This window comes from Bradyrhizobium sp. AZCC 1721 (assembly GCF_036924715.1).
GTDB lineage: Bacteria > Pseudomonadota > Alphaproteobacteria > Rhizobiales > Xanthobacteraceae > Bradyrhizobium.
On record NZ_JAZHSB010000001.1, the window covers coordinates 4,567,675 to 4,585,684 of the forward strand.

Here is an 18,010-nt window from a genome sequence, read left to right on the forward strand (position 1 = left end):
TCGGTCCGCAACGCTAAGGCCACCCGACGTCAGGTCAGCACCGTCTCGACCACCGTCATAATTCCGATCGCGACGGTGGCAAGGCCGACTGCCCCTTGCAGGCTGCGATTGGCCCAGGTGAGCCAGCGCGCGGAGACCGCAAGCGGCACCGCGATCGCCGTCGACAGCGCGCCCATGCCGATCATCGAGCCGACGCCGAACAACGCGATATAGCCGAGCCCGACGGCGGGGCTGGAGGCCTGCGTGACCGCGAGCACCAGAAGTGCGGCCGAGCCCGCCATGCCGTGCATCAGGCCGATCAGCAGGGTCCGCCAGCGGAAACCATGTTCGTGGATGTGAGCGGCGCGGGCGTGCGGTGTGATTTCGCCGGCATGGCTATGGGCGTGGAAATGCACCGTGCCGTCGCCATGACCGTGTTGATGAAAATGCACCCGGTCGCGCCACAGCCGCCACAGCACATGCGCCCCGAGACCGACCAGCATCAGGCCGACGGCGGTCTCGAGCGGCCGGGCAACGCCGTCCGGGATCGCGCGGCCGAGCAGAATGGCGGCGCCGGCAAAGACGAATAAGGTAAGCGTATGGCCGAGCCCCCAGGTCAGCCCGTGCTTGACGATATCGGCGACACGGCTTCGGCGCGCGGCGATGCTGGAGACGGCGGCGATATGATCGGCTTCGAGCGCATGCTGCATGCCCAGCAGAAACCCCAGCCCCAGAATTCCGAACATACGCCCCCTGCTCGCTTGCCTGTTTGATAAAATACCACTTCGAAGCCTTTGTCAGGTCAAGACTTCATCACCGGAGTCGGCGGCGGCGCGCTGCGCACCGCCGCAGCCATCGTGACCACCCCAGTCGCCGCCGCCAGAGCCCCGATCGGCGGCGACGAATACGCCCGGCACAACGGCTTTGTCTGCACCCCCGGCACCTGGTTCCGCGGCGATGGACGGCCGCAGGCATATTTGCCAATAGGTCAGTGCAAATCTGCCAATAGATCAGTGCAAATCGAGTCCAGAAAAGGCGGCTGGAGGCCGCCTTTTTCATGCCTCGGGTGCGCTGGAGCGGTTCTTGAGGTTCTGGCCCTTTGCGACCAAGTCTGCTATTCGAGCCGCCGAAGATCGGCCCCACGCGGCGGGTATTTTCGCCGCCCACCGATCGCTTCAATTCGCCGGTTTAGCTCAGCGGTAGAGCAGCGGTTTTGTAATGCGCAAACCCGAGTGCCCATACGTACCGCATTGTATGTTTCAGTTAGGGTTTCCGAGCTCGGCGATCACCCGTCGGCCCTTCCAGTTACTGTGTATACTGGGCAGTTTGGGGCCAAATTTGGGACCAAAAAGCCGCCGGCGCTAGCCGACGCCATAGGGCCTTGTTGAGGAAGTTTTGCCCAGCGCCTTCTCCGCGTAACGACGGTGATCGCCTGGACGTGCTGATCCGGTGCCATGCGACCAGTCGGACCCCCGCTGATGGGCCTGACGTCAAGGCCAGCGCCCTCAGTTGAGATGTCGGCGGAGCTTTCCGTTGTGCCGCTATCGGACCCATAGGGCCACGAGGGCACACGCGAAACCTACCACCAGGATGCCCGCAGCCGTTACCGTGACTAGGTCAATTGACCAGGGGTGTCCTTTTCCACCGATCAAGTCGAAATGTCTGGAGCGTCTGTCGTCCCTGAATGTCTGAAGGCGCATGATACGCACCCCCTTGTGCGCGCGTTGGACGATCATTCAATCGGCGACAGCCCAGACAGTTCCTTGAAATGCGAAACGGACCGCGGGCATGGACGCGCAAGGGATACGGCCGACAGATGCCCCCGGCCCCCGCATGACACGGCGCCGATCTGACCAGAGGGCCCGCCAGCGTGAACCTGCGGTCCCCTCTCGTGCTACTCCGTCAAAGCCGGCCTAACTGATAGAAAAAAGGCCCGGCGGTTAGACCGGGCCCGTCTTAGTTGCAGTTCCCGAGGTCAGGCGCGTTTTGCCACTGATCCAGACCTCCGTCGGCCGATCCATTTCCCCCAGCCCGATGACACGCCCTGATGGATGGGCCTGCCTTCCGGCTCCGCCCGAGCTGGAAGAGCGTGCGGCGGCAGTTGCAGCCGGTCGTCACCGCCCGCAACGTCAGAAATCGCATTGAGGAAGAAGTGGTTCTCCGCGAGCGTTGCCCGCGCAATGCGAATTGAGAACACCGCGTGCGTCTCGTTGAGGGCGATCAGCGCAATGTCCGTCGATAACAGGCCTTCCGAGCATTCCATATCGTATTTCAGCATCAGACCAGCCTCCCCTCCTTGAGCGCCTCGGAGATGTTCTCCAGCAGAAAGTGCTGCCAGGGGCGCGCTTTGCCCTCGCTGCTTACCAGGTTCTCCGGCCACAAGTGTCCGGTAACATCGCTGGTTACGGCGTGCTCGACCAGGGCGCACAGGCCGGCAATTGTGGTGGGCGCGATGTTCAAGAGCTCGACCGCGGCGTCGTCTGCCGCGGCCGTTGTTCGGATTATCTCGCGCTCGCCTTCGATCCATCGCGGATCGTCTGTCTCGACAATCTCTTCACCCCAAACGGTGATCCGGGACTGACATTGTCCGTTTGGGAGCTGGGCCTCGAGATCGCCCTGACGGTCGACGCACGCGAGCCAGGTGGCAAGCGCCGCCTTGTGCGCCTCGATTGCCGCAAAGATCGGATCACGGGCCTGCACAGCGCCTGCGGCCGGTCCCGGCGCCGAGAGAGCCGTCGCGAGGGCGGCGCTCCCCGCGGTCACCGCGGCGGCTTGAGACAGGAATCGACGCCGAGAGGTATCGACTGCTTCGGTGGCGGTCGGCTCGGCGATGTTGTTTAGGGACGAGTTCAATCGTGGCGTGCTATGCACGCTGTCAGCCTTGAGCATGGTGTCGCTTCCTTGCTTGGGTTAGAGCCGGGGCGGAAGTTGGCGCTTCCCCTCGGCTTGTATTTTATGTAAACTAAAAATATGAAGAAGTCAATTTCAGTAAACAAAAAATCTAGAGGTCGCCCGAAGAAGAAGGGCGGCGTCGATCCGGTAACTGCAGTCCGTCTGCCAAAGACGATCTCCGACGCGGTCGACGCATGGGCCGCTAGTCAGGAAGACGAACCCGGCCGATCCGAAGCCATCCGCCGGCTGGTAGAGCTGGGGCTGAAGGCGAAGAAGTGATGAGGCAGTCGATGCAGCGCTTTGCGGCGTTGGTGCTGCTTTTCGCGCTTATCGGCAACGTCGGTAGCAAAGCGGACGACCTACTGCCGCAACTGAGGAAAAGCTACGAAGATTGCATACACCGCACAGTTCGTTTGCAAGGCCTAGGCAGCACTTCGGAGGCTATCGACTTGGCATTCCTAGCTTGTCAAAGCCAAGAGCAGGCTATCATAGAGCGCTTGGCTGCCCTCGGCATGGCGCCGGCTACAAGTTTTAAGGCCTTACAAGCGTTCAAGCTGAGGCTGCGGAAGGCGGTCAAATAGCTCGCGGAAGCCATCCGCCGGCTCGTGGAGCTGGGGGCTAAAAGGTGAAGAAGAATTTCTTGCTGTCGAGCCGGCGTAGCGTGTTACGGCCCGCGCCCGCCGGAACGTTTTAGCCCGTAGCGAGTCGTAAAGGCGTCGATCCCGCTTTTGGATCGAACATGGAAAAAGCGGCCGCCTATGCGATCTCGGCCCTCATCGTCGGCTTCGGTCTTTGGATCCTTATTGCCGGCTTAAGCTCCAGTGCACCTGCATTATGGATTTGCGCTGGTCTCATCCCCATAATGATCGGGCTCATCAGCGCTTTCGGCCCCAAGTGAATCCGTCCCCTTTCCGAGGCGCGCGGCGCGCCTATCCCCAAAGCCGATCGGCGTCAGTTTTCGTATCCAGCCAAGTCGCCCCTCCTTCATCGCTCAAAGGAATGTCCAAGCTAAAACGCTGGTCTCCGTAAACTCGGGGCCGGCGCCGGTGATCTCGCAAAAACTCATCGACGCGTGCCGAGGCTTCGGAAAGCTTCAGCCACCCTTCGCCGATTGCGATGTACATTCTCGACATGACGTCGCCTCGGTCGTGCTCATGCAAATGGGCAGTCGCTCGCCGCACGGCTTCGTAGGCGTCTTCTCCATTGTTTTGGGTCAACGATGGCGCGGCCGTGAGCCGCTTGGCCTGCCAAACCTCTCTCAGGCGTGCAGAAAGATTTGCTCGGGAGAGCGTATAAATACGACTTCCAATTTTCGGATTCTTTCTGAAAAAATTTCGAAGCGCTGGTTGCGATGATGCAGGCGCTGCTGCGGATAATGTTGCGCCGTGATGAAGCGCCACAACCACCGATCTCACCTGTTCTTCCGTCGGCATACGCGCGCGAATGGCCTTCTTGTTGCAGTCTTTGCACCGCCTCACGAGGCAATTTCGCTCATTCCGAACATAGAACGTATTTTCCAACGTGCGAACATGGCCGTTGGCGCAAGTCGCTGCGTTGCGGCGGCTCTCGGCAGAGCGCTCCCGTGCATGTTTTAGATTGACTGTCGTCGTTCGTATGCCGGCCGCCTTCTCGTTCTCCTTTGCCAATCGCAGGGCCTCAGCGCCCCATTCAGGATATGCTTTACAATGGTTGCGGAATTTTCCAGGAGTGACGATAATCACGTTCTCCTTGCTGCAGCCGAATATTCGCCTCAAGGTCGTTTTGTTTTTCAGAGCATCCATGCACCTCGTGGCCTGCGCTGGCGTCATTAGCCGGGAAAATCGGGCGTGGCTTATCGCGAGATAGTCTGCATTCACGTCGTCAAGGCAGGCGCCAACATTCCGGCAGTCGTTTTGATGAGGGCAGATAGCGCAGCATTGCAGTTGTTCGCTTGGCATCGGCATCTCCCGTGAGTGCGTGATTGCGCCGGCAGATGCAGGGCCTGAGTCGCGGCAGGTCAATGCTCCAAACGAGACAATCCCCGTCCATAGCGGCGGCTTTTCCGTTGCGATCGCCCTCCGGTTGCGGTTGGATGGACAAAGGATCTGGGGGAAGAAAAATGCGGAGTCTGGGAATCGTGGCGCTTGCCGTCGCGGTGAGTGGATGCGCGATCCAACGAGCTCAGGTTGCTCAAGATGCGCGCATTCAGATGGTCGGTATGTCAAAGGAGCAAATTCTAGCTTGCATGGGACCACCGGCGAACAAAGCCGCCGAAGGTCAAACTGAAGTGTGGGGTTACAACTCCGGCGATGGAACGGTGGTTGCTAGCGGATCAATTTCCGGCGGAAGCTTCTCCGGGGTTTCCTCAAGCCGGTTTTGCAAGATCAATTTAGTCTTCGCCGGAAGCGCCGTGAACTCCGTCAACTATCAAGGACCAACGGGCGGCCTGATCACAGCCGGCGAGCAATGCGCTTACGCGGTCGACGCCTGCGTCAAACCTCGATAACCGCGAGTAACATCATGGCGCTGCGTTTTCGAAAGACATTTTCGATCATCCCCGGCGTCAGGCTGAATATCGGCAAGAAGAGCGCGAGCGTCCGGATCGGCGTGAAGGGCTTCGGCTATACCACCGGGACCGCCGGAAAGACCATCTCCGCCTCGCTGCCTGGCACGGGCTTAAGCTTCTCCCACAAAATAAAAGACAACCCACCGATGACACCTGCTGCGGTGCCAGTATTGGATGTCCGACCGCGGCGCCCGTGGTTCCTGCTGGTAATTGTCTACGTGGTAGCAGGCCTGATCTGGTGGACGATCCTGCAACCTAAGTAGACGGACGACCTCGTCAAAAAGCGGCAAGAAAAAACCCGCCGGTTAGGGCGGGTCTCTGTCGTCGCGGTTAGTTGGCCACGCTACCTCGCTGACCAGGGCTACCTGATGGGTCGAACGTCGTCTTTCCGCAGCCGGACCAAGAACCGGGCATATTGCTCGGTCGCGTGCTCATCGGCGCGTTGCCGAGATACCCCGGACTTGTAACCACCAAAAACTTCGTAGTCATTGACCGCGATCAATTCGTCCAGCTTCTTGCTAAGATCAGCCATTGTCATGACCTTATTGCGGACTGCCTTCGACTGGACGTAAAGCAGGAACTGTTCGGCCAAGATGTGAAGAGCGAACAGTTCGTTTTCTTCAAGATAATTCTTTCCGACCTTGGCCTCCTGCACGGTCGGCAGGTTCCCCTCAAAAGTTTGAAGTCCCATGTTGGAGTGTTTGTGGTTGGCGCGATCAAGAATGATCTCTGCCGCGGTCATGGCACTTACCGCATAGTGAAACTTATCTTGGACCACAGCATAGAACGATTTGCAGGTCCGGCTAAGCGGGTCGTAGTCAACCGCCGCCTCCTTGAAGAAATCCCGGACGCTGGCGAACAGGTGCTTCTCCTCCGCCCTGATGGCGCGGAGCCTTTTGGCGAGGCTATCTGCGGCGGTAGGATCAGCCCGCAGGCGTTTCTCGTTGAGCGCGTAGCCATCTTGGAGATAGCCCTGCAGAATTTCGTTGGCCCATCGCCGAAATTCGACGGCCTCCGGCGATTTTGTCCTAAATCCAACCGCCAAAATCAAAGGCAGACTGTAGTGGATCACTTCGTAAGTCTTGCCGTCTGCGGCAGTAGAGGGGAATTTCCTCTCAACTGAAGAGGACGTTAATTCTCCATCCAAATAGACGTTTTTGATGTGCTCTCTGATGGTTGCCTTATCGCGGCCATAGAGGTCAGAGATTTGATTTTGGGTTGCCCAGACCGTGGCCGCCGTCAGGTCGATGTTAAACGGTATGTCCCGGTTGCCGGTCTTGTAGTGAACCGACTTCATTTCTATCACACGCGCCGTGGCATTGGTGATGCGAACGGTCTCCTTAGTTTCTTCGACGAGCTTCGTGATCTTCGGCGATTTCATTGGTCGCAATTCCTGTGCGGTGCGCCACGAATCGCTGGACATTCTGTCCTGCCGCTGTAAAACGACTCTTGTTAAGGGAGGCCGTGTCACAACATCGTGGCATTGGGTTTCAAATTTGAAGAGCGGGCCATTGTCGCGATGGGCCGCTCTTCGGCTTTTGGTGACGAATCACCAGTTCCCAATCTAAGGCCGATTGAGATTCCCCGGAACAGATTCCTGCTCCGTTCCCCATGTTTTACACATAGGGAAATCAGGTACTTGAGAGGATGGCGGCGGGCGGCCGGGGGCCTCTACCGCTCCTCGTCCGGATGCACCCATTGAGGGCGTGATCTCCTGCCGCTCGGTCAGTTTGATCATGCGCATGGGCGCCGAGCGACCTTTCCGACATGACCGGCATTTCAGCGAGGCTTCCAACTTCCATATCGGGGTGTCGCGTGGCCGGCGATTTGACTCCCATGGTCGCTCATTACAGCGCCACCAGCCCGAACTCGCAATTCACGAGAGCCGCTTCTTCTTGGTCAAGCCAGCCCCGCTACCGTCGGGAAAATGTTTGCAATCGCTGGAACCGCGGGCCTGGCAAGGCGTCGACTCCCGCTTCCGGCCGATGCCCCCAAAGCCCCCTGGCCGGAAGAAAACCTGCCTACAGGTTGGCGGCCCCAGCCTGAAAACCTGGGGCCGTTTTGGCTCGCTGGATCGTGGAAGGCGCCTATGCACTTCAGCCGCGTTGGTCCTGCAACAGGGGACTTAGAGATATGGAGCGCGAGCGAGCGCGGCTTCTCATTCGTAATCAGTAATGAGAGTACGAGTGGTCCTGGACTCCACGGGAAGCCTGGCTTTGTAGCCTCTTGGCGCTCCATCAATTTCAACAAGCCCGCCATCAGGGTAGGCGGATCACCATTTAAGACGTTTGCCGAAGCCGAGAACGCCTGTGAGGCCATGCTTGCGCACCTGACCAAATAGCTTCGGATTCCCAGGCCCGTCCGCCGGAGTCGTGCAAGGTCCAGTGCCCCTTGAGGGGCGCGGCCTGGTCCATCTCCCCCGCTTGGACTTCACCCGAGTAGCCCGCCCTTCCCTGCCCCCGAACACGAGCGCGCCGGGCGCGCGGACGTCGATGCTATCCAGGATCGCCAGCGACGGCGCGGGGAGCGGATTTAGCGTGATCCCGCCTCTCCTAATGCGTCCGCGCACCCAGGCGGCCCGGCGCGCGATGCTTCCGGACGACACGCGGCAGCCCCTCGCCACTACGGTCACCCCCGGAATGGCTAATTCAAGCTGGGTCCGATTCTTGGCAGAATTGGGCGCATGCGCTAGCCGACGCTGTAAGGCTTGTTGAGGAAGTAGTCGCGGTTTCCGAGCGCCTTCTCTGCGTACTGGTCGATCGCGACTGTGATCGCCTGGACGTGCTGATAACAGTAGCCTTCACGTGCAGCCCGCTGGCGCACTTCAGCAAGCGCCCTGATCCATGGCGAGTTGTCCGCCTTCTCGTCGTACCATTTGAGCGGCTCCGGCATCACCAGCTCCGGCCGCCCAGCACGCGCCCCTTCGTCGGGCCACCCTGCTCTGCCTTGAGCCGGTCCCGCTCGGCGCACAGCCCCTCGATCTTTGCCAGCATCCTGCCAAGCAAGAGCTCAGCCGCCGCTGTGGCGATGCCGGCGCGCTGAAGCTGCAGGATCTCCTTACGCTGTCTTCCGACTTGGACCCGCATGTGCTCGATTTCGGAACGGACGTGATCTAGGCCCATAGCGCTCCTTCAATTCTCTCTCGATTATTCGGCAAAGACCTTCGGCCCGGCGCCCAAGCTGGTCGTAGAACCGGAGCCGCCTGAACAGGGTCTCGATTTCACGATCGGTCGTCATTTGGAGATAGCACAAAACACGAACAAGATGACAAGCCGCTACCGATAGTCTTGGATAAGATGGAACACCCAAGATCATTGCCCGAGTAGATTTTATTGCCTTGGTCCGCCTCGTTTGAGGATCCAATACCGCTTCCCGATGGTCGGCGGCTCCTCACGTTGAAGGATGCCGTTACCTACATCATGAATCTGCCGAAGGCCGAGCACTCAGCGCAGAATGGCAGGCGGCGATGGAGGCGCTAATCTTGGTTGCGGAGAGCGGCGGGCCGACGATGCTGGCCCGTATCGGCGTCATTCAAATCCGATCGCAAAAGTCATCACTGGGGCAGGCGCAAACTGAAGAGAGACCAATGACCGTCTTTGTCTACATCGACACCAGCAAGCAGGTTGGCGATCCCGAGCACATCAAGGTGTTCGCCACAGGCTGCTGCTTTCCAATTCCAACTAGCGGAGAGCGAAATGGCTGAAAGGATCGATGCTGAGGGTACCGGCAAATCGCAGTTTGAAGTCGCCCACGAAATGGCGAGGTTCATTCTCATCAATATGGAAGGGCTTCAGGTGAAAAGCATAAAGCGGCATGAGTTCTTGCATTTGGTAGCTGACTGCATCGAGGCCTTGCGGGGCATCAAGGTCAAGGAGATTATCAGCTAAAGAGTGAGGCTGGCACTCCTTGGGCTGAATGCAGAAGGAGGCTCTGATGCGCATTCTGGCCTTGGCGATTTTGACGATCGGGATGGTCTCTCCGGCGACTGCCCAGATGTACGATCCGGCTTATCCGGTTTGCCTGCGCCTGTACGACCGGACCATCTATTACGAATGCAGCTACACGTCGCTGCCCCAATGCAACGCGTCGGCATCGGGCCGATCGGCACAGTGCGTCGTCAATCCATATTTCGCGAGAGCGCAAGAGCCCGCTGGCTATCGGCGGCATCGCCGGGTCTACTAAAGTGAACCGCATTGGCCGCAGGACCGCTTATGCAATGCTGGCGACCTTGGTGCTGGCGATCGACTGCCAGGTGCTGGTGTCGCTGTAGGACCGCCAACTGAGGCCAGCCTTACTTCTCCTGATCCGACAGCAAGTTTCCCAATGAGGTAGGGGGTTGCAGTCCGGGCGATCTCAGCCACTCATTGATGTGAACGGCCGTCTCAGCCTGGCGAGCCCGCCGTAGAAGTAGTTCCCGGGCCGGGCCGTGAGGGAGCTTATCTGCTGCCTCTTTAAAGCGTCGGGCCTCTTCCGCCAGTCGCTCTTCAAACGTCTTCTCGTGTTTGATGCGTCCCCGCTTTCCCATGGCGCTGCCTCCCTATGAGGCCATTTAAAATTCCGCGCTCTTCATCCGTCTATCCGGTACCGGACTCTACATCGAGTTTCGGGAAAAACCGGAACGGGAGCAGCCGAAATGCGTTTTAGGTACGCGCCGGCTCTGCCGTCTGGCGCATTGGAATGACGGCCCCCAGCCATCAACCCGTGCTGGGGCCGTTTCTTTTCTTAAACGAAAGCCCGGCTTTGGGCCGGGCGATTCACAAGTATTCCGAACATGATGAAACGCGAACACCTTAGATCAGAATAAACACAAACGTCAGTTCGCATTGTTACCTAGGAATCGGAATTTGGTCCCGTAAGAGTACGGATCAGCGCAGATTAGCCGCCCACGCGCGCCCAAAGGAACGGCCCCAGCGGGGAAGGGCTGGGGCCGTCAGTGTGTGCCTCGGGGGCAACGGTGGGATCAAAGGCACACGCCATAATTCGGGAATAGGTGGCAACGTTCCCGCTCAGGCGCATCCCTTCAGAGGATCCAGCGATGACAGTTTTTATCTACGTCGACACCAGCAAGGAAGTTGGCGACGTTGATCCGTCAAGGTCTTTTGCGACCCAAGATGTTGCCGAAGCTTGGTTCAAGGAGAACGACCCGGAAGGAGTTGCCTTCGAGTATGAGGTACTTGAGTGAAAGAGGACCCAATAGTGCAGCCTCTCAAAAGCTAACGGAAATGGGTGGTTACTATGAAGCGTGCTGTTTGATCACATTATATGACGCTTCGGAACATATGACGCTTCGGAACCGCGTTTATTTGGGGGCGTCCAGCCATTTCGAGCTGCCATAATTGCTTTCGCTCATATTTGTCCCGCCATGTGTAGCACAGCGGATAGACCTTCACGCTCCCACGGGAATAACTTGAAAGGTTCTGAGTGGTGCGTTGGTAGGAGGATTAAAAGATGGATCAGTTTATTTCAGGGGAGCAGCGTCTCTCGCAGATAGACCTCGATCTTTCCCATCGCATGGCCGAACTTCAAAAGCTCAGAGAAGCGGTCCATATTGCAGAGGCGCTGCAAGCGTCAACGGCGCAAAGGCGTCCCCGACCTTCACCGAGCGACACCGCCTCGTACACCGAATCTCGATTGGCGGTTTAGTTAGGTCGACGGCTTCACCCGTCGAGTGGGCTTCGCGCTTGCTGCATCGCTCCGCGGCTGGTTGAGCTGATGAAATCGATCTTCCAGCGCTGCCCTTTTGGCGAGCAGTTTTTCGCGGAGAACTGACTGCATCTGTTGGTGCAGTTCGAACAGTTCCTCAATCGACATTTGCTCCCACTCATTCCGCATGACGCACCCCGGCGATCATGAAACCATTTGAATTATCGCTCACGAAGAAACTTCAGAGATATGGGAGAGAGGCTCAGCCTCAATGCACTGAAGAAAAATTTAATGATGATGGCGGACGATCCTGACCGCGTAGCCCGTCATAAGAGATGTCTGTCGTGAATAAAGATGGCCCCAGCGCGGGGTCCGCGCCGAGGCCATACAAGTATTCCCATTTTCAAACAGCCAGACAGCGTAGTGGGTACCCGTCTGGTGCCCCGACAAAAGCAGGAACAACTGGCAACGTCTGCACGATAGTGAACAGAGCGGGAAGCTAAAGGAAACCTCGAGCCAGTTTCGCCGCTTGTAGACTCGGGGTTGAAGGGCGCCAAATGATCGCCTTTGGAACGGCTCGGCGGTCTCCAAGTTTCTACCCTGTGTTATTTGTTTGACTTTGCACGAGGGCGTTTGATGAAGGAGCTCTCTGCGCTCGAGTTGGCCATAGCTTCAAGCCTGATGGCCGGCGCCATGCAAGCGGCAATGATTCAGTCGATGATCCGCAACCATCTCATTACCGACGAGGAAGGCCATGAGATCTACGAGCAGGCACTTTTGATGCTTGAGACTAACCAGACCATGACTTCCTCGCCAGACGTGTTCGAGGCCGCTCGCGAACTGATCGAGCAACATCTTCGGAGTCCATAGTCAAATCGGCTGCGCGAAGATCAACCGTCACTGGTTGTGATAATACTACGCTGGCCGACCACGACGAGGACGTCGCGGTCAGACCAAAACCCCCAACAACTAGGCTTCGATAGCGCCGTTAGATATTTTTTTCTTGAGCGCTTCGCAGACCGCGCGCACCTCGGACGTCGTTAGCGAACACTCCTCGATCTGCAAGAAGTAGCGCTTGCCCTCCTCGCGATAGCTTGCCGCCAATGCCTTGATCTCGCTGACCGTCGTATGAACGCCAGCAACCGTGGCCTCGCACTTCTTGGCAGCCTCTGTCAGTTCGGCACCGAGCGCTTCGATCTCCTTTACGGCCGCATCGTATTCGCGAACGACCGCTTCGGCGGATAGTCTGCCGACCTGATTGACGCCCTCCTTGTGCTCGACGTAGTCGGGCAACGGGCCTTTCGGGAGCGGATGGTCGTCTTTCGGAACGATATGGATTGAAGGTAATGCGCGATTGCTAGTTTGGACGATGTCTCCAATATCGCGTTCAATGTCGTCAAACTTCGATGCGAGCAGTTCGTCAGTAAAACTCATTTTACAATGCTCCAAACTGTTGCGGGGCTATCAAGCGCCGTAACGGTCAAGCAAAATGTTCCGGCTGTCCACAGCTAAGTCGGCGGCTATGTATTGTGGCCGACATTGGAACCCTCGCTCCCTTCATCGCACCCTCACGCTCATCGGAGCGAGGTCCGAGGCCAGGTATTTTCGGTCAACGCGCGCGTCGGCATGCGCCAGCAGGCCTTGGTGCGTCTGGGGAAGTTCGGGTAGGCCTCCCGGCGCTTTAATCCTAAATCGGTTAGCCATCGCCAATGTGGTTTGCTCGTTCGCCTCTAACGCTCCACGGCGTGCGAACTCCAATTGTCGCGCGAGCGCGGATTATCTCGGCACCATTGATGCACTCGCCCGCCGAGATTCTGGTCTCAAGCTTCCGACGCTCTCCCTCCGATCTTACTGACGACGCCAATTCTATTAGTGCGTGCCACCTGACCTTGCAAAATATCTCCGGCCGGTCACCATATCGCCGAGCCACGCGCATCATCTCGGTGACGTCGCTTGAAACGTCAATGTCGAACTGCTTGCGAACGGCTGATTGTCGGCGAGGACATAGGCCTTCTTCTGCGCTTGACCGCACTGGTGGCGTTCATTCTGGTCGAGCTAGGCGTCGTAATCGCGGTTGCCGCCCTACTTTTCAATGTCGCTGTCGGTATCGATTGGTCGGCTTCGAATGAATAGAAAAATAACTCGCGAAATCCGCGATCTTCTGGTCACGATGGCAGGGCGATGAGGTGGGGAGCCACCGCCGCCGAAGCTCGACGGTCCGCCGGTCACCAACATCAGGAACGTCTCGCAGCCCTTACGAACTGCGTGCAGCCGGAACCATCACCAAAAAAGAGTAACTTGAGGCCCGCCACGGGTGGGAATAGGCTTCCTGGATTGGCGAAGTGAAGAAGAAGGAATGGCCTGATAACCCGTCAGAATTGGCGGTGGTTTACATGCGCCATACGATTGAGGCCGCACCGAACGTCGTCATCCTCGAGGCGTCACACGCGCGGCGGGGATTTGCAATTTCCTGGATCGCCCGAACCCTCAGCACGGCGGCGCTCATCGGAATCTGTCTCCACGCCGGAGTCGTCGCCTATGTGACGCGATACGCCAGTCAGCAGGAGATATCTAAGCTCATCACGATCGTCTCGCCGGTCATGGCGCAACAGACGCCATTGCCGAAGGACGACGAGACGGCGCAGCTCAAGCAGGCAGTCGACAACGCGACGGCGGAACTGCGGCAGGCTCTGCAGCAGAAGCACGATCGGGCCGAGGCGCTCGAAGCCGAACTGGTGAAGGCGTGGCGGTACGTCGGCAAGCTGTTGTCGATGCGCGACGGCGAGGCGGACCAGTTCAGCCAGGCGGTCGACAGCGCGACGGCGGTACTGCGGCAGGCTCTGCAGCAGGAGCACGACAGGGCCGAAGCGCTGGCAACCGAACTGGCGAACGCACGGCGCGCCATAGAACAGATACCCGCTGCCGTGGACGGGAGGCCCGGTGTCTCCTTGCCCGCCTGGGCAAACAGCTACGCCCTCGTGAAGCCCGCCCAGACCGCAGTGCAACCGGACGTGGCCAGGGAGAACGGCAAATCGGCAATTAGACCGGGTGAACCAGCTCGCGTTGAGCACAAACCGCGCGGAGGCTACGGCTGCCATCACTTCCGGACCTATGATCCGGCATCCGGAACCTACAAGGGCTATGACGGACGACGGCATTCCTGCCCATAAGTTCGGGCGGCGTTTTTGGAGACAAGCCTAGCTGACCTGCCGCTATGGGCAACAAAATGCACCCGCCCTCACCTCGGCTGCTGCGGCTTCCCAACGACGTCGCCGAACGCGATCGTCGAGCCGATCCACCCAAAGGCGATGCCGGTGATCCTGACGACCGATGAGGAGCGCGATGTCTGGATGCGCGCGCCGTGGGATGAGGCGAAGTCGTTGCAGCGGCCGTTGCTGGATGATGCCTTAAAAGATTGTGCTGTGGTGCGGAGAAAGGAAAGATCAGGCGGCGGCCTGAACTATTGCGCCTTGATCGGTTTTGTGTTTGCTAGGATACCGTTGATGATCTGTCTTGCGGTATGCGGGCCACTTGCGCCGTCTCTGGCGAAATTCCTGGCAGCTTGTAGTCGTCGGTCAAATCAAGCAATGCCTTTCTCACATCGGACCGAAACCCATCAGGATTCTCTGCCATATCGCCAAGATGCCATCAGCATAAAATTGTTGGCCATATCGATGCCGAGCTGCTGGCCTTGTGTATTCATCTGACCTCTTATAGTCGCGAGAACCCTGTTTCCTTTAGGCTATTTCTTCTCGCGCCGCACGCCTTGAGTTGACCACACAGTGCCGCCGGGCAATGTTTTTCGATACCAGCGGGCCCGGCGATGTTCGACCGGCTCGGCGTCATGCGGGCATTGAACCGTCACCACGTTCGGGAGTTTAACCCATCTCGGAAGAGCCCCCACTGGGGACGCCGCAAGCTGGCGCGAGATCGATGAAGACGGTCTGGATTTACGTTGATACCAGCAAGGATGTTGGCGACCCGGATCACCTCAAGGTGTTTGCGAGCCCTGAGGCTGCTGATGCATGGTTTGAGAAGAACGACACCGAGGGCGTTGCATTCGGGTACGATGTTCTGGATGAGGCCGACGTTGCAGGCGGCGGAGAATAGGAACTAGTCCACCGGCCCGCGCTTGAGTTCGCGTCCGTAGAGTGTGGAGCGATGAATAGCCCCGACCAAGATACGCTGGTTCGCGCCGTCGAGGACGCCAGGCGTATTCTTGGGGAGTACATCGAGCCGGGACCGCGTGATGCAACGCAAACCGTAGAGCGGCTTCTGGTCGTGCTCGACCGGGATGACCTGGTTCATGCGCTCGACAGGATCAATCGGCGCAGATCGATACGGCTGATCGAGGCGACGATCATACCGAAGAACCCGCCGGTGTGAACAGCAGGCGACGCGGCAGCGGCATTATTGCTTCGTCGGTTTGTCGACCATCACCTTGATCGCCTTATCAATAGCCATCTCCGCGAAACGGTTTGCGCCCAGTCGGTTGGAAGCCGTCCCGGACTTTGGCTGCTTACCGGGAACGTACACGGTCCACCTCCAGCCCGTGGGATTGGCCGTCTGGACTACACTATGGGATGCCCTTGTGCTCCATGAGGAGACAACGGTTGAGCGTTTCCCCTGGTTCAGACTCGGGGTCCGGTGGAGCGGCCTTAACAGTCTCGCGTGCTATCCTAATTGGGCCACCCGCAAATTCAAACGAGGCCCGAAACCAATTGCTGATTGCCCAGTTTTCCCGATACTTCCATGGAAGCCACAGGATTGGTCCCAGCTTTGCTCCTGTTGCCACGAAGCTGGGGCCGTTCTGTTGAACGAGGCCGCCAACGGAGCGGCCCGACTCGCTGGGAGTTGGACCCGCTCAGATGTTTTATTCTTCGCTGGACTTCCCGGAACCGGCGGTTCCGAGCAGCTCCCATGCCGTGTCGATTTGTTTCAGCAAGCGCTCTGTCTCTTCGCGCTCGTTCGGACCCATATCTCCCTGCATCCGATCCAACAGTTGCTGTTTGCGGGCGAGGAGGTTTGCCAGAGCTGTCATGTTGATGACCAGCGTTGAGGAGCTGCGCGACGGCTACAAGTGATACAGGCGAGGCGGGCATTTCTGCCCGCCTTATACTTTATTTTGCGAAAAGCCCGCTGTTAAGCTTCCAGAACTGCCACGATCTCGTAGGTGTTCGGATCGACGATCACGATCTGCTCCTTGACGAGGATATATTTGTACCTACGCCACTCCGGATAGATCGTCACCACTCGCTCCGGCAGCGTGTGGAAGGTCACGTCGCGCGGTACCTTAGTGCCGACCGAAATCGAGAAGTTCACGTTCGTCACCGGCTGAACGCGGGTCTCCTTGATCGCGCTGGTGATCTGGGTGCGTTGCTCGGTCGAGAGCTTCGCTGCTGCGCCAGCCTGGCCCGTAGTCGTGCTCTCGCCCGCTGCTCCGCCCTGCGTTTGAGTCTGCATGCGGTCTTCCTTGCCCTGGGCCTTCTGGTCCTTCTGCGGCATGGTCTGGTCGCGATCCTTAGTCGTGGTCTGGTCACGATCCTTGGTCGTGGTCTGCTCACGCTGCTGGGTCGTGCCTTGCTCACGCTGCATCGTGCCCTGGCCCGTCGTCTGACCCTTCTGGTCGGCCTTCGTGCCGGGGCGGTCCTCCTTGCCCTCGGCCTTCATGTCCTTGTCGCCCTTCATTTTGTCTTCGGCGCGCTGTTTCGTTTCACCGCCCGTCGACTTCTCGGACTCCGCACCCTTCATACCTGTCGTGCCGCCGTCATCGCGTTGCATCGCGCCGCCGGACGCACCACCACCGCGATCGGAGGGCGCGCTCTGCTGCGTCGTGGAACCTGGTGAACCTGCATCGCGGCCCGTTCCGGTACCCTGCGCATTCGCAAAACCGGTTCCAGCGATCAGGGCCGCAGTCGCGGCCGTAATCAAGAAACGATTGGCCATCGAATTGTCTCCTCAGTGTCTGCATTGCCCACGCCGACAACGAATAGGAATTGCCGGATGTTCCCGGTCTCTTGCTGTTCCGCGCGGACTTTGTTCGTGAATGCGTGATGAACTTGCGCGCCGCAGAAAACCTAGCAAGCGGCTAATCGCTATTTATACGGACGATGCTGAAGGCGTACCGCCTCACCGTGCAAATGCCAGCGTGGTGCACGATCTGCGCGACGGCCTTGGTGCTGCCCTCGGTCACCGGCTCATGCTGACCTTCGGCACCTATGGCGAGGTGCTCGGTGATCGCGGTGGGTATGATACGCTCGCCTTCGCCGGTCTCGGTGAGCGCGTAGCCGGTTTGGTAAAGCTGACTCCGGTAGGCACTCCAAGAGCACCTGCCTCACGCACAGCCAGTGACAAGGGAGGTTACGGCTTCACGCGCTCGTTTTAATCGCGGACCTCGCGTGGCACATAGCCGCGAAGTTCAGCCGGGTCTCAGTTAGTCTTGAGGAACTTGTACGTTCCTTTCTTATAGCCAATTACTTGATTGATGCCGTCGAAGTTGCCCTTGAGCGGGTTGATGGTAATGACGAGCGCCGCCTGGAGACCTTCGAATTTGCCGGTGCCGCCAGTGATTTTGCAATTGTTGGGTTGCCCCGGCAGGAAATCGCATTGTTCGAATGTTTGATCGCCGTCCTTGTCGACGTAAGTGCAGTACCCGCGCACTTCCATCGTATTCGCCGACGGATCCCTGAGCCGGCTAAACTGGCAGCGTCCACCCATGTTGTTGAGCACAGGATTTCCCGCGTCGTTCGTTGCCGTCATCGCTTGATTCAGTAGGTCAAACTCCCTGCCGCCGCCGACCGGCATCGGCTTGGGGGGCGGAATTGGCGTCGCCGTAAATGTGACGGAGACAGGTCCTTCCGGTGGAATGCTCTGAGCCTGGGCGTTACCAGCGATCAGAACGGCAGCAACCGAAGACAATGCGAGAAGTACGTTAGTGATTGCCATTGTTCC

At 58.6% G+C, this 18,010-nt stretch carries 26 protein-coding genes and 1 pseudogene; 16 read left to right on the top strand and 11 right to left on the bottom strand.

Going from position 1 to position 18,010, the window contains the following annotated elements; translation table 11 throughout:
• Window positions 1–29: 29 nt before the first annotated feature.
• The 3 genes from V1273_RS22155 to V1273_RS22165 all read right to left on the bottom strand — a co-directional run bounded on the left by V1273_RS22155 (window position 30) and on the right by V1273_RS22165 (window position 2,868).
• Window positions 30–725: a HoxN/HupN/NixA family nickel/cobalt transporter gene (locus V1273_RS22155; protein ID WP_334381791.1), complete on the bottom strand. Its 696-nt coding sequence runs from the start codon at window positions 723–725 to the stop codon at window positions 30–32.
• 1,229 nt (window positions 726–1,954) lie between these two features.
• The gene (locus tag V1273_RS22160; protein WP_334381790.1) at window positions 1,955–2,257 is read right to left on the bottom strand and encodes a hypothetical protein; all 303 of its coding nucleotides are present in this window, start codon (window positions 2,255–2,257) and stop codon (window positions 1,955–1,957) included.
• Window positions 2,257–2,868 (bottom strand): hypothetical protein, encoded by a 612-nt coding sequence (locus V1273_RS22165; RefSeq protein ID WP_334381789.1) that lies wholly within the window; start codon window positions 2,866–2,868, stop codon window positions 2,257–2,259. Before V1273_RS22165 ends, V1273_RS22160 begins: the two co-directional genes overlap by 1 nt.
• An 81-nt stretch (window positions 2,869–2,949) precedes the next feature.
• On the opposite strand from V1273_RS22165, the gene V1273_RS22170 reads away from it, so the two are divergent.
• From V1273_RS22170 to V1273_RS22180, 3 genes are all read left to right on the top strand, one after another.
• The gene (locus V1273_RS22170; RefSeq protein WP_334381788.1) at window positions 2,950–3,150 is read left to right on the top strand and encodes a hypothetical protein; all 201 of its coding nucleotides are present in this window, start codon (window positions 2,950–2,952) and stop codon (window positions 3,148–3,150) included.
• 11 nt (window positions 3,151–3,161) lie between these two features.
• On the top strand, window positions 3,162–3,452 hold the full coding sequence (locus tag V1273_RS22175; protein WP_334381787.1) for a hypothetical protein: 291 nt from the start codon (window positions 3,162–3,164) through the stop codon (window positions 3,450–3,452).
• A gap of 158 nt (window positions 3,453–3,610) precedes the next feature.
• Window positions 3,611–3,769 carry a hypothetical protein gene (locus tag V1273_RS22180; RefSeq protein ID WP_334381786.1) on the top strand — a complete coding sequence of 53 codons (159 nt, stop codon included), beginning with the start codon at window positions 3,611–3,613 and terminating at the stop codon, window positions 3,767–3,769.
• Window positions 3,770–3,800: 31 nt separating this feature from the next.
• Here the strand turns inward: V1273_RS22180 and V1273_RS22185 are convergent, their stop codons facing one another.
• Window positions 3,801–4,808, bottom strand: a complete 1,008-nt coding sequence (locus tag V1273_RS22185; protein ID WP_334381785.1) for a hypothetical protein — start codon at window positions 4,806–4,808, stop codon at window positions 3,801–3,803.
• A gap of 179 nt (window positions 4,809–4,987) precedes the next feature.
• Here V1273_RS22185 and V1273_RS22190 point away from each other — a divergent pair, with 179 nt between their 5' ends.
• On the top strand, window positions 4,988–5,356 hold the full coding sequence (locus tag V1273_RS22190) for a hypothetical protein (protein WP_334381784.1): 369 nt from the start codon (window positions 4,988–4,990) through the stop codon (window positions 5,354–5,356).
• Between the two features lie 14 nt (window positions 5,357–5,370).
• On the top strand, window positions 5,371–5,679 hold the full coding sequence (locus tag V1273_RS22195) for a DUF4236 domain-containing protein (protein ID WP_334381783.1): 309 nt from the start codon (window positions 5,371–5,373) through the stop codon (window positions 5,677–5,679).
• Window positions 5,680–5,777: 98 nt separating this feature from the next.
• On the opposite strand, the gene rhuM is transcribed toward V1273_RS22195, so the two are convergent.
• The 3 genes from rhuM to V1273_RS22210 form a co-directional block, all read right to left on the bottom strand.
• The gene (gene rhuM / locus V1273_RS22200; RefSeq protein WP_334410864.1) at window positions 5,778–6,839 is read right to left on the bottom strand and encodes a RhuM family protein; all 1,062 of its coding nucleotides are present in this window, start codon (window positions 6,837–6,839) and stop codon (window positions 5,778–5,780) included.
• Window positions 6,840–8,104: 1,265 nt separating this feature from the next.
• The gene (locus V1273_RS22205; RefSeq protein ID WP_334381781.1) at window positions 8,105–8,308 is read right to left on the bottom strand and encodes a hypothetical protein; all 204 of its coding nucleotides are present in this window, start codon (window positions 8,306–8,308) and stop codon (window positions 8,105–8,107) included.
• A complete protein-coding gene (locus tag V1273_RS22210; RefSeq protein ID WP_334381780.1) occupies window positions 8,308–8,538 on the bottom strand; it encodes a hypothetical protein in 231 nt (76 codons plus the stop codon). The genes V1273_RS22205 and V1273_RS22210 overlap by 1 nt, the downstream gene beginning before the upstream one ends.
• 344 nt (window positions 8,539–8,882) lie before the next feature.
• Here V1273_RS22210 and V1273_RS22215 point away from each other — a divergent pair, with 344 nt between their 5' ends.
• From V1273_RS22215 to V1273_RS22240, 6 genes are all read left to right on the top strand, one after another.
• Window positions 8,883–9,119 (top strand): hypothetical protein, encoded by a 237-nt coding sequence (locus V1273_RS22215; RefSeq protein WP_334381779.1) that lies wholly within the window; start codon window positions 8,883–8,885, stop codon window positions 9,117–9,119.
• Window positions 9,112–9,303 (top strand): hypothetical protein, encoded by a 192-nt coding sequence (locus V1273_RS22220; RefSeq protein WP_334381778.1) that lies wholly within the window; start codon window positions 9,112–9,114, stop codon window positions 9,301–9,303. Before V1273_RS22215 ends, V1273_RS22220 begins: the two co-directional genes overlap by 8 nt.
• A 46-nt stretch (window positions 9,304–9,349) precedes the next feature.
• On the top strand, window positions 9,350–9,598 hold the full coding sequence (locus V1273_RS22225; protein WP_334381777.1) for a DUF3551 domain-containing protein: 249 nt from the start codon (window positions 9,350–9,352) through the stop codon (window positions 9,596–9,598).
• Between the two features lie 853 nt (window positions 9,599–10,451).
• Window positions 10,452–10,598 (top strand): hypothetical protein, encoded by a 147-nt coding sequence (locus tag V1273_RS22230; protein WP_334381776.1) that lies wholly within the window; start codon window positions 10,452–10,454, stop codon window positions 10,596–10,598.
• Between the two features lie 266 nt (window positions 10,599–10,864).
• Entirely contained in the window at window positions 10,865–11,059 is a 195-nt protein-coding gene (locus V1273_RS22235) for a hypothetical protein (protein WP_334381775.1), read from the top strand.
• A 636-nt stretch (window positions 11,060–11,695) separates the two neighbouring features.
• The gene (locus V1273_RS22240) at window positions 11,696–11,929 is read left to right on the top strand and encodes a hypothetical protein (protein WP_334410865.1); all 234 of its coding nucleotides are present in this window, start codon (window positions 11,696–11,698) and stop codon (window positions 11,927–11,929) included.
• A 99-nt stretch (window positions 11,930–12,028) separates the two neighbouring features.
• Here the strand turns inward: V1273_RS22240 and V1273_RS22245 are convergent, their stop codons facing one another.
• Window positions 12,029–12,493, bottom strand: a complete 465-nt coding sequence (locus V1273_RS22245) for a hypothetical protein (protein WP_334381771.1) — start codon at window positions 12,491–12,493, stop codon at window positions 12,029–12,031.
• A gap of 908 nt (window positions 12,494–13,401) precedes the next feature.
• Between V1273_RS22245 and V1273_RS22250 the strand changes: the two genes are divergently transcribed.
• The 4 genes and pseudogenes from V1273_RS22250 (at window position 13,402) to V1273_RS22265 (ending at window position 15,445) form a co-directional block, all read left to right on the top strand.
• Window positions 13,402–14,229 carry a BA14K family protein gene (locus V1273_RS22250; protein ID WP_334410866.1) on the top strand — a complete coding sequence of 276 codons (828 nt, stop codon included), beginning with the start codon at window positions 13,402–13,404 and terminating at the stop codon, window positions 14,227–14,229.
• Window positions 14,230–14,295: 66 nt separating this feature from the next.
• Window positions 14,296–14,472: pseudogene (locus V1273_RS22255) on the top strand (SOS response-associated peptidase); the annotation flags it as partial.
• 520 nt (window positions 14,473–14,992) lie between these two features.
• Window positions 14,993–15,169, top strand: a complete 177-nt coding sequence (locus tag V1273_RS22260) for a hypothetical protein (protein WP_334381768.1) — start codon at window positions 14,993–14,995, stop codon at window positions 15,167–15,169.
• A 51-nt stretch (window positions 15,170–15,220) separates the two neighbouring features.
• Window positions 15,221–15,445, top strand: a complete 225-nt coding sequence (locus V1273_RS22265; RefSeq protein WP_334381766.1) for a hypothetical protein — start codon at window positions 15,221–15,223, stop codon at window positions 15,443–15,445.
• A gap of 487 nt (window positions 15,446–15,932) precedes the next feature.
• On the opposite strand, the gene V1273_RS22270 is transcribed toward V1273_RS22265, so the two are convergent.
• Window positions 15,933–16,100, bottom strand: coding sequence for a hypothetical protein (locus tag V1273_RS22270; RefSeq protein ID WP_334381765.1), 168 nt, complete (start codon window positions 16,098–16,100; stop codon window positions 15,933–15,935).
• Between the two features lie 101 nt (window positions 16,101–16,201).
• Window positions 16,202–17,005, bottom strand: a complete 804-nt coding sequence (locus tag V1273_RS22275; RefSeq protein WP_334381764.1) for a DUF1236 domain-containing protein — start codon at window positions 17,003–17,005, stop codon at window positions 16,202–16,204.
• 100 nt (window positions 17,006–17,105) lie between these two features.
• Between V1273_RS22275 and V1273_RS22280 the strand changes: the two genes are divergently transcribed.
• On the top strand, window positions 17,106–17,444 hold the full coding sequence (locus V1273_RS22280; RefSeq protein ID WP_334410867.1) for a hypothetical protein: 339 nt from the start codon (window positions 17,106–17,108) through the stop codon (window positions 17,442–17,444).
• 44 nt (window positions 17,445–17,488) lie between these two features.
• Here the strand turns inward: V1273_RS22280 and V1273_RS22285 are convergent, their stop codons facing one another.
• Window positions 17,489–18,004 (bottom strand): hypothetical protein, encoded by a 516-nt coding sequence (locus V1273_RS22285; protein ID WP_334410869.1) that lies wholly within the window; start codon window positions 18,002–18,004, stop codon window positions 17,489–17,491.
• Between the last annotated feature and the right edge of the window lie 6 nt (window positions 18,005–18,010).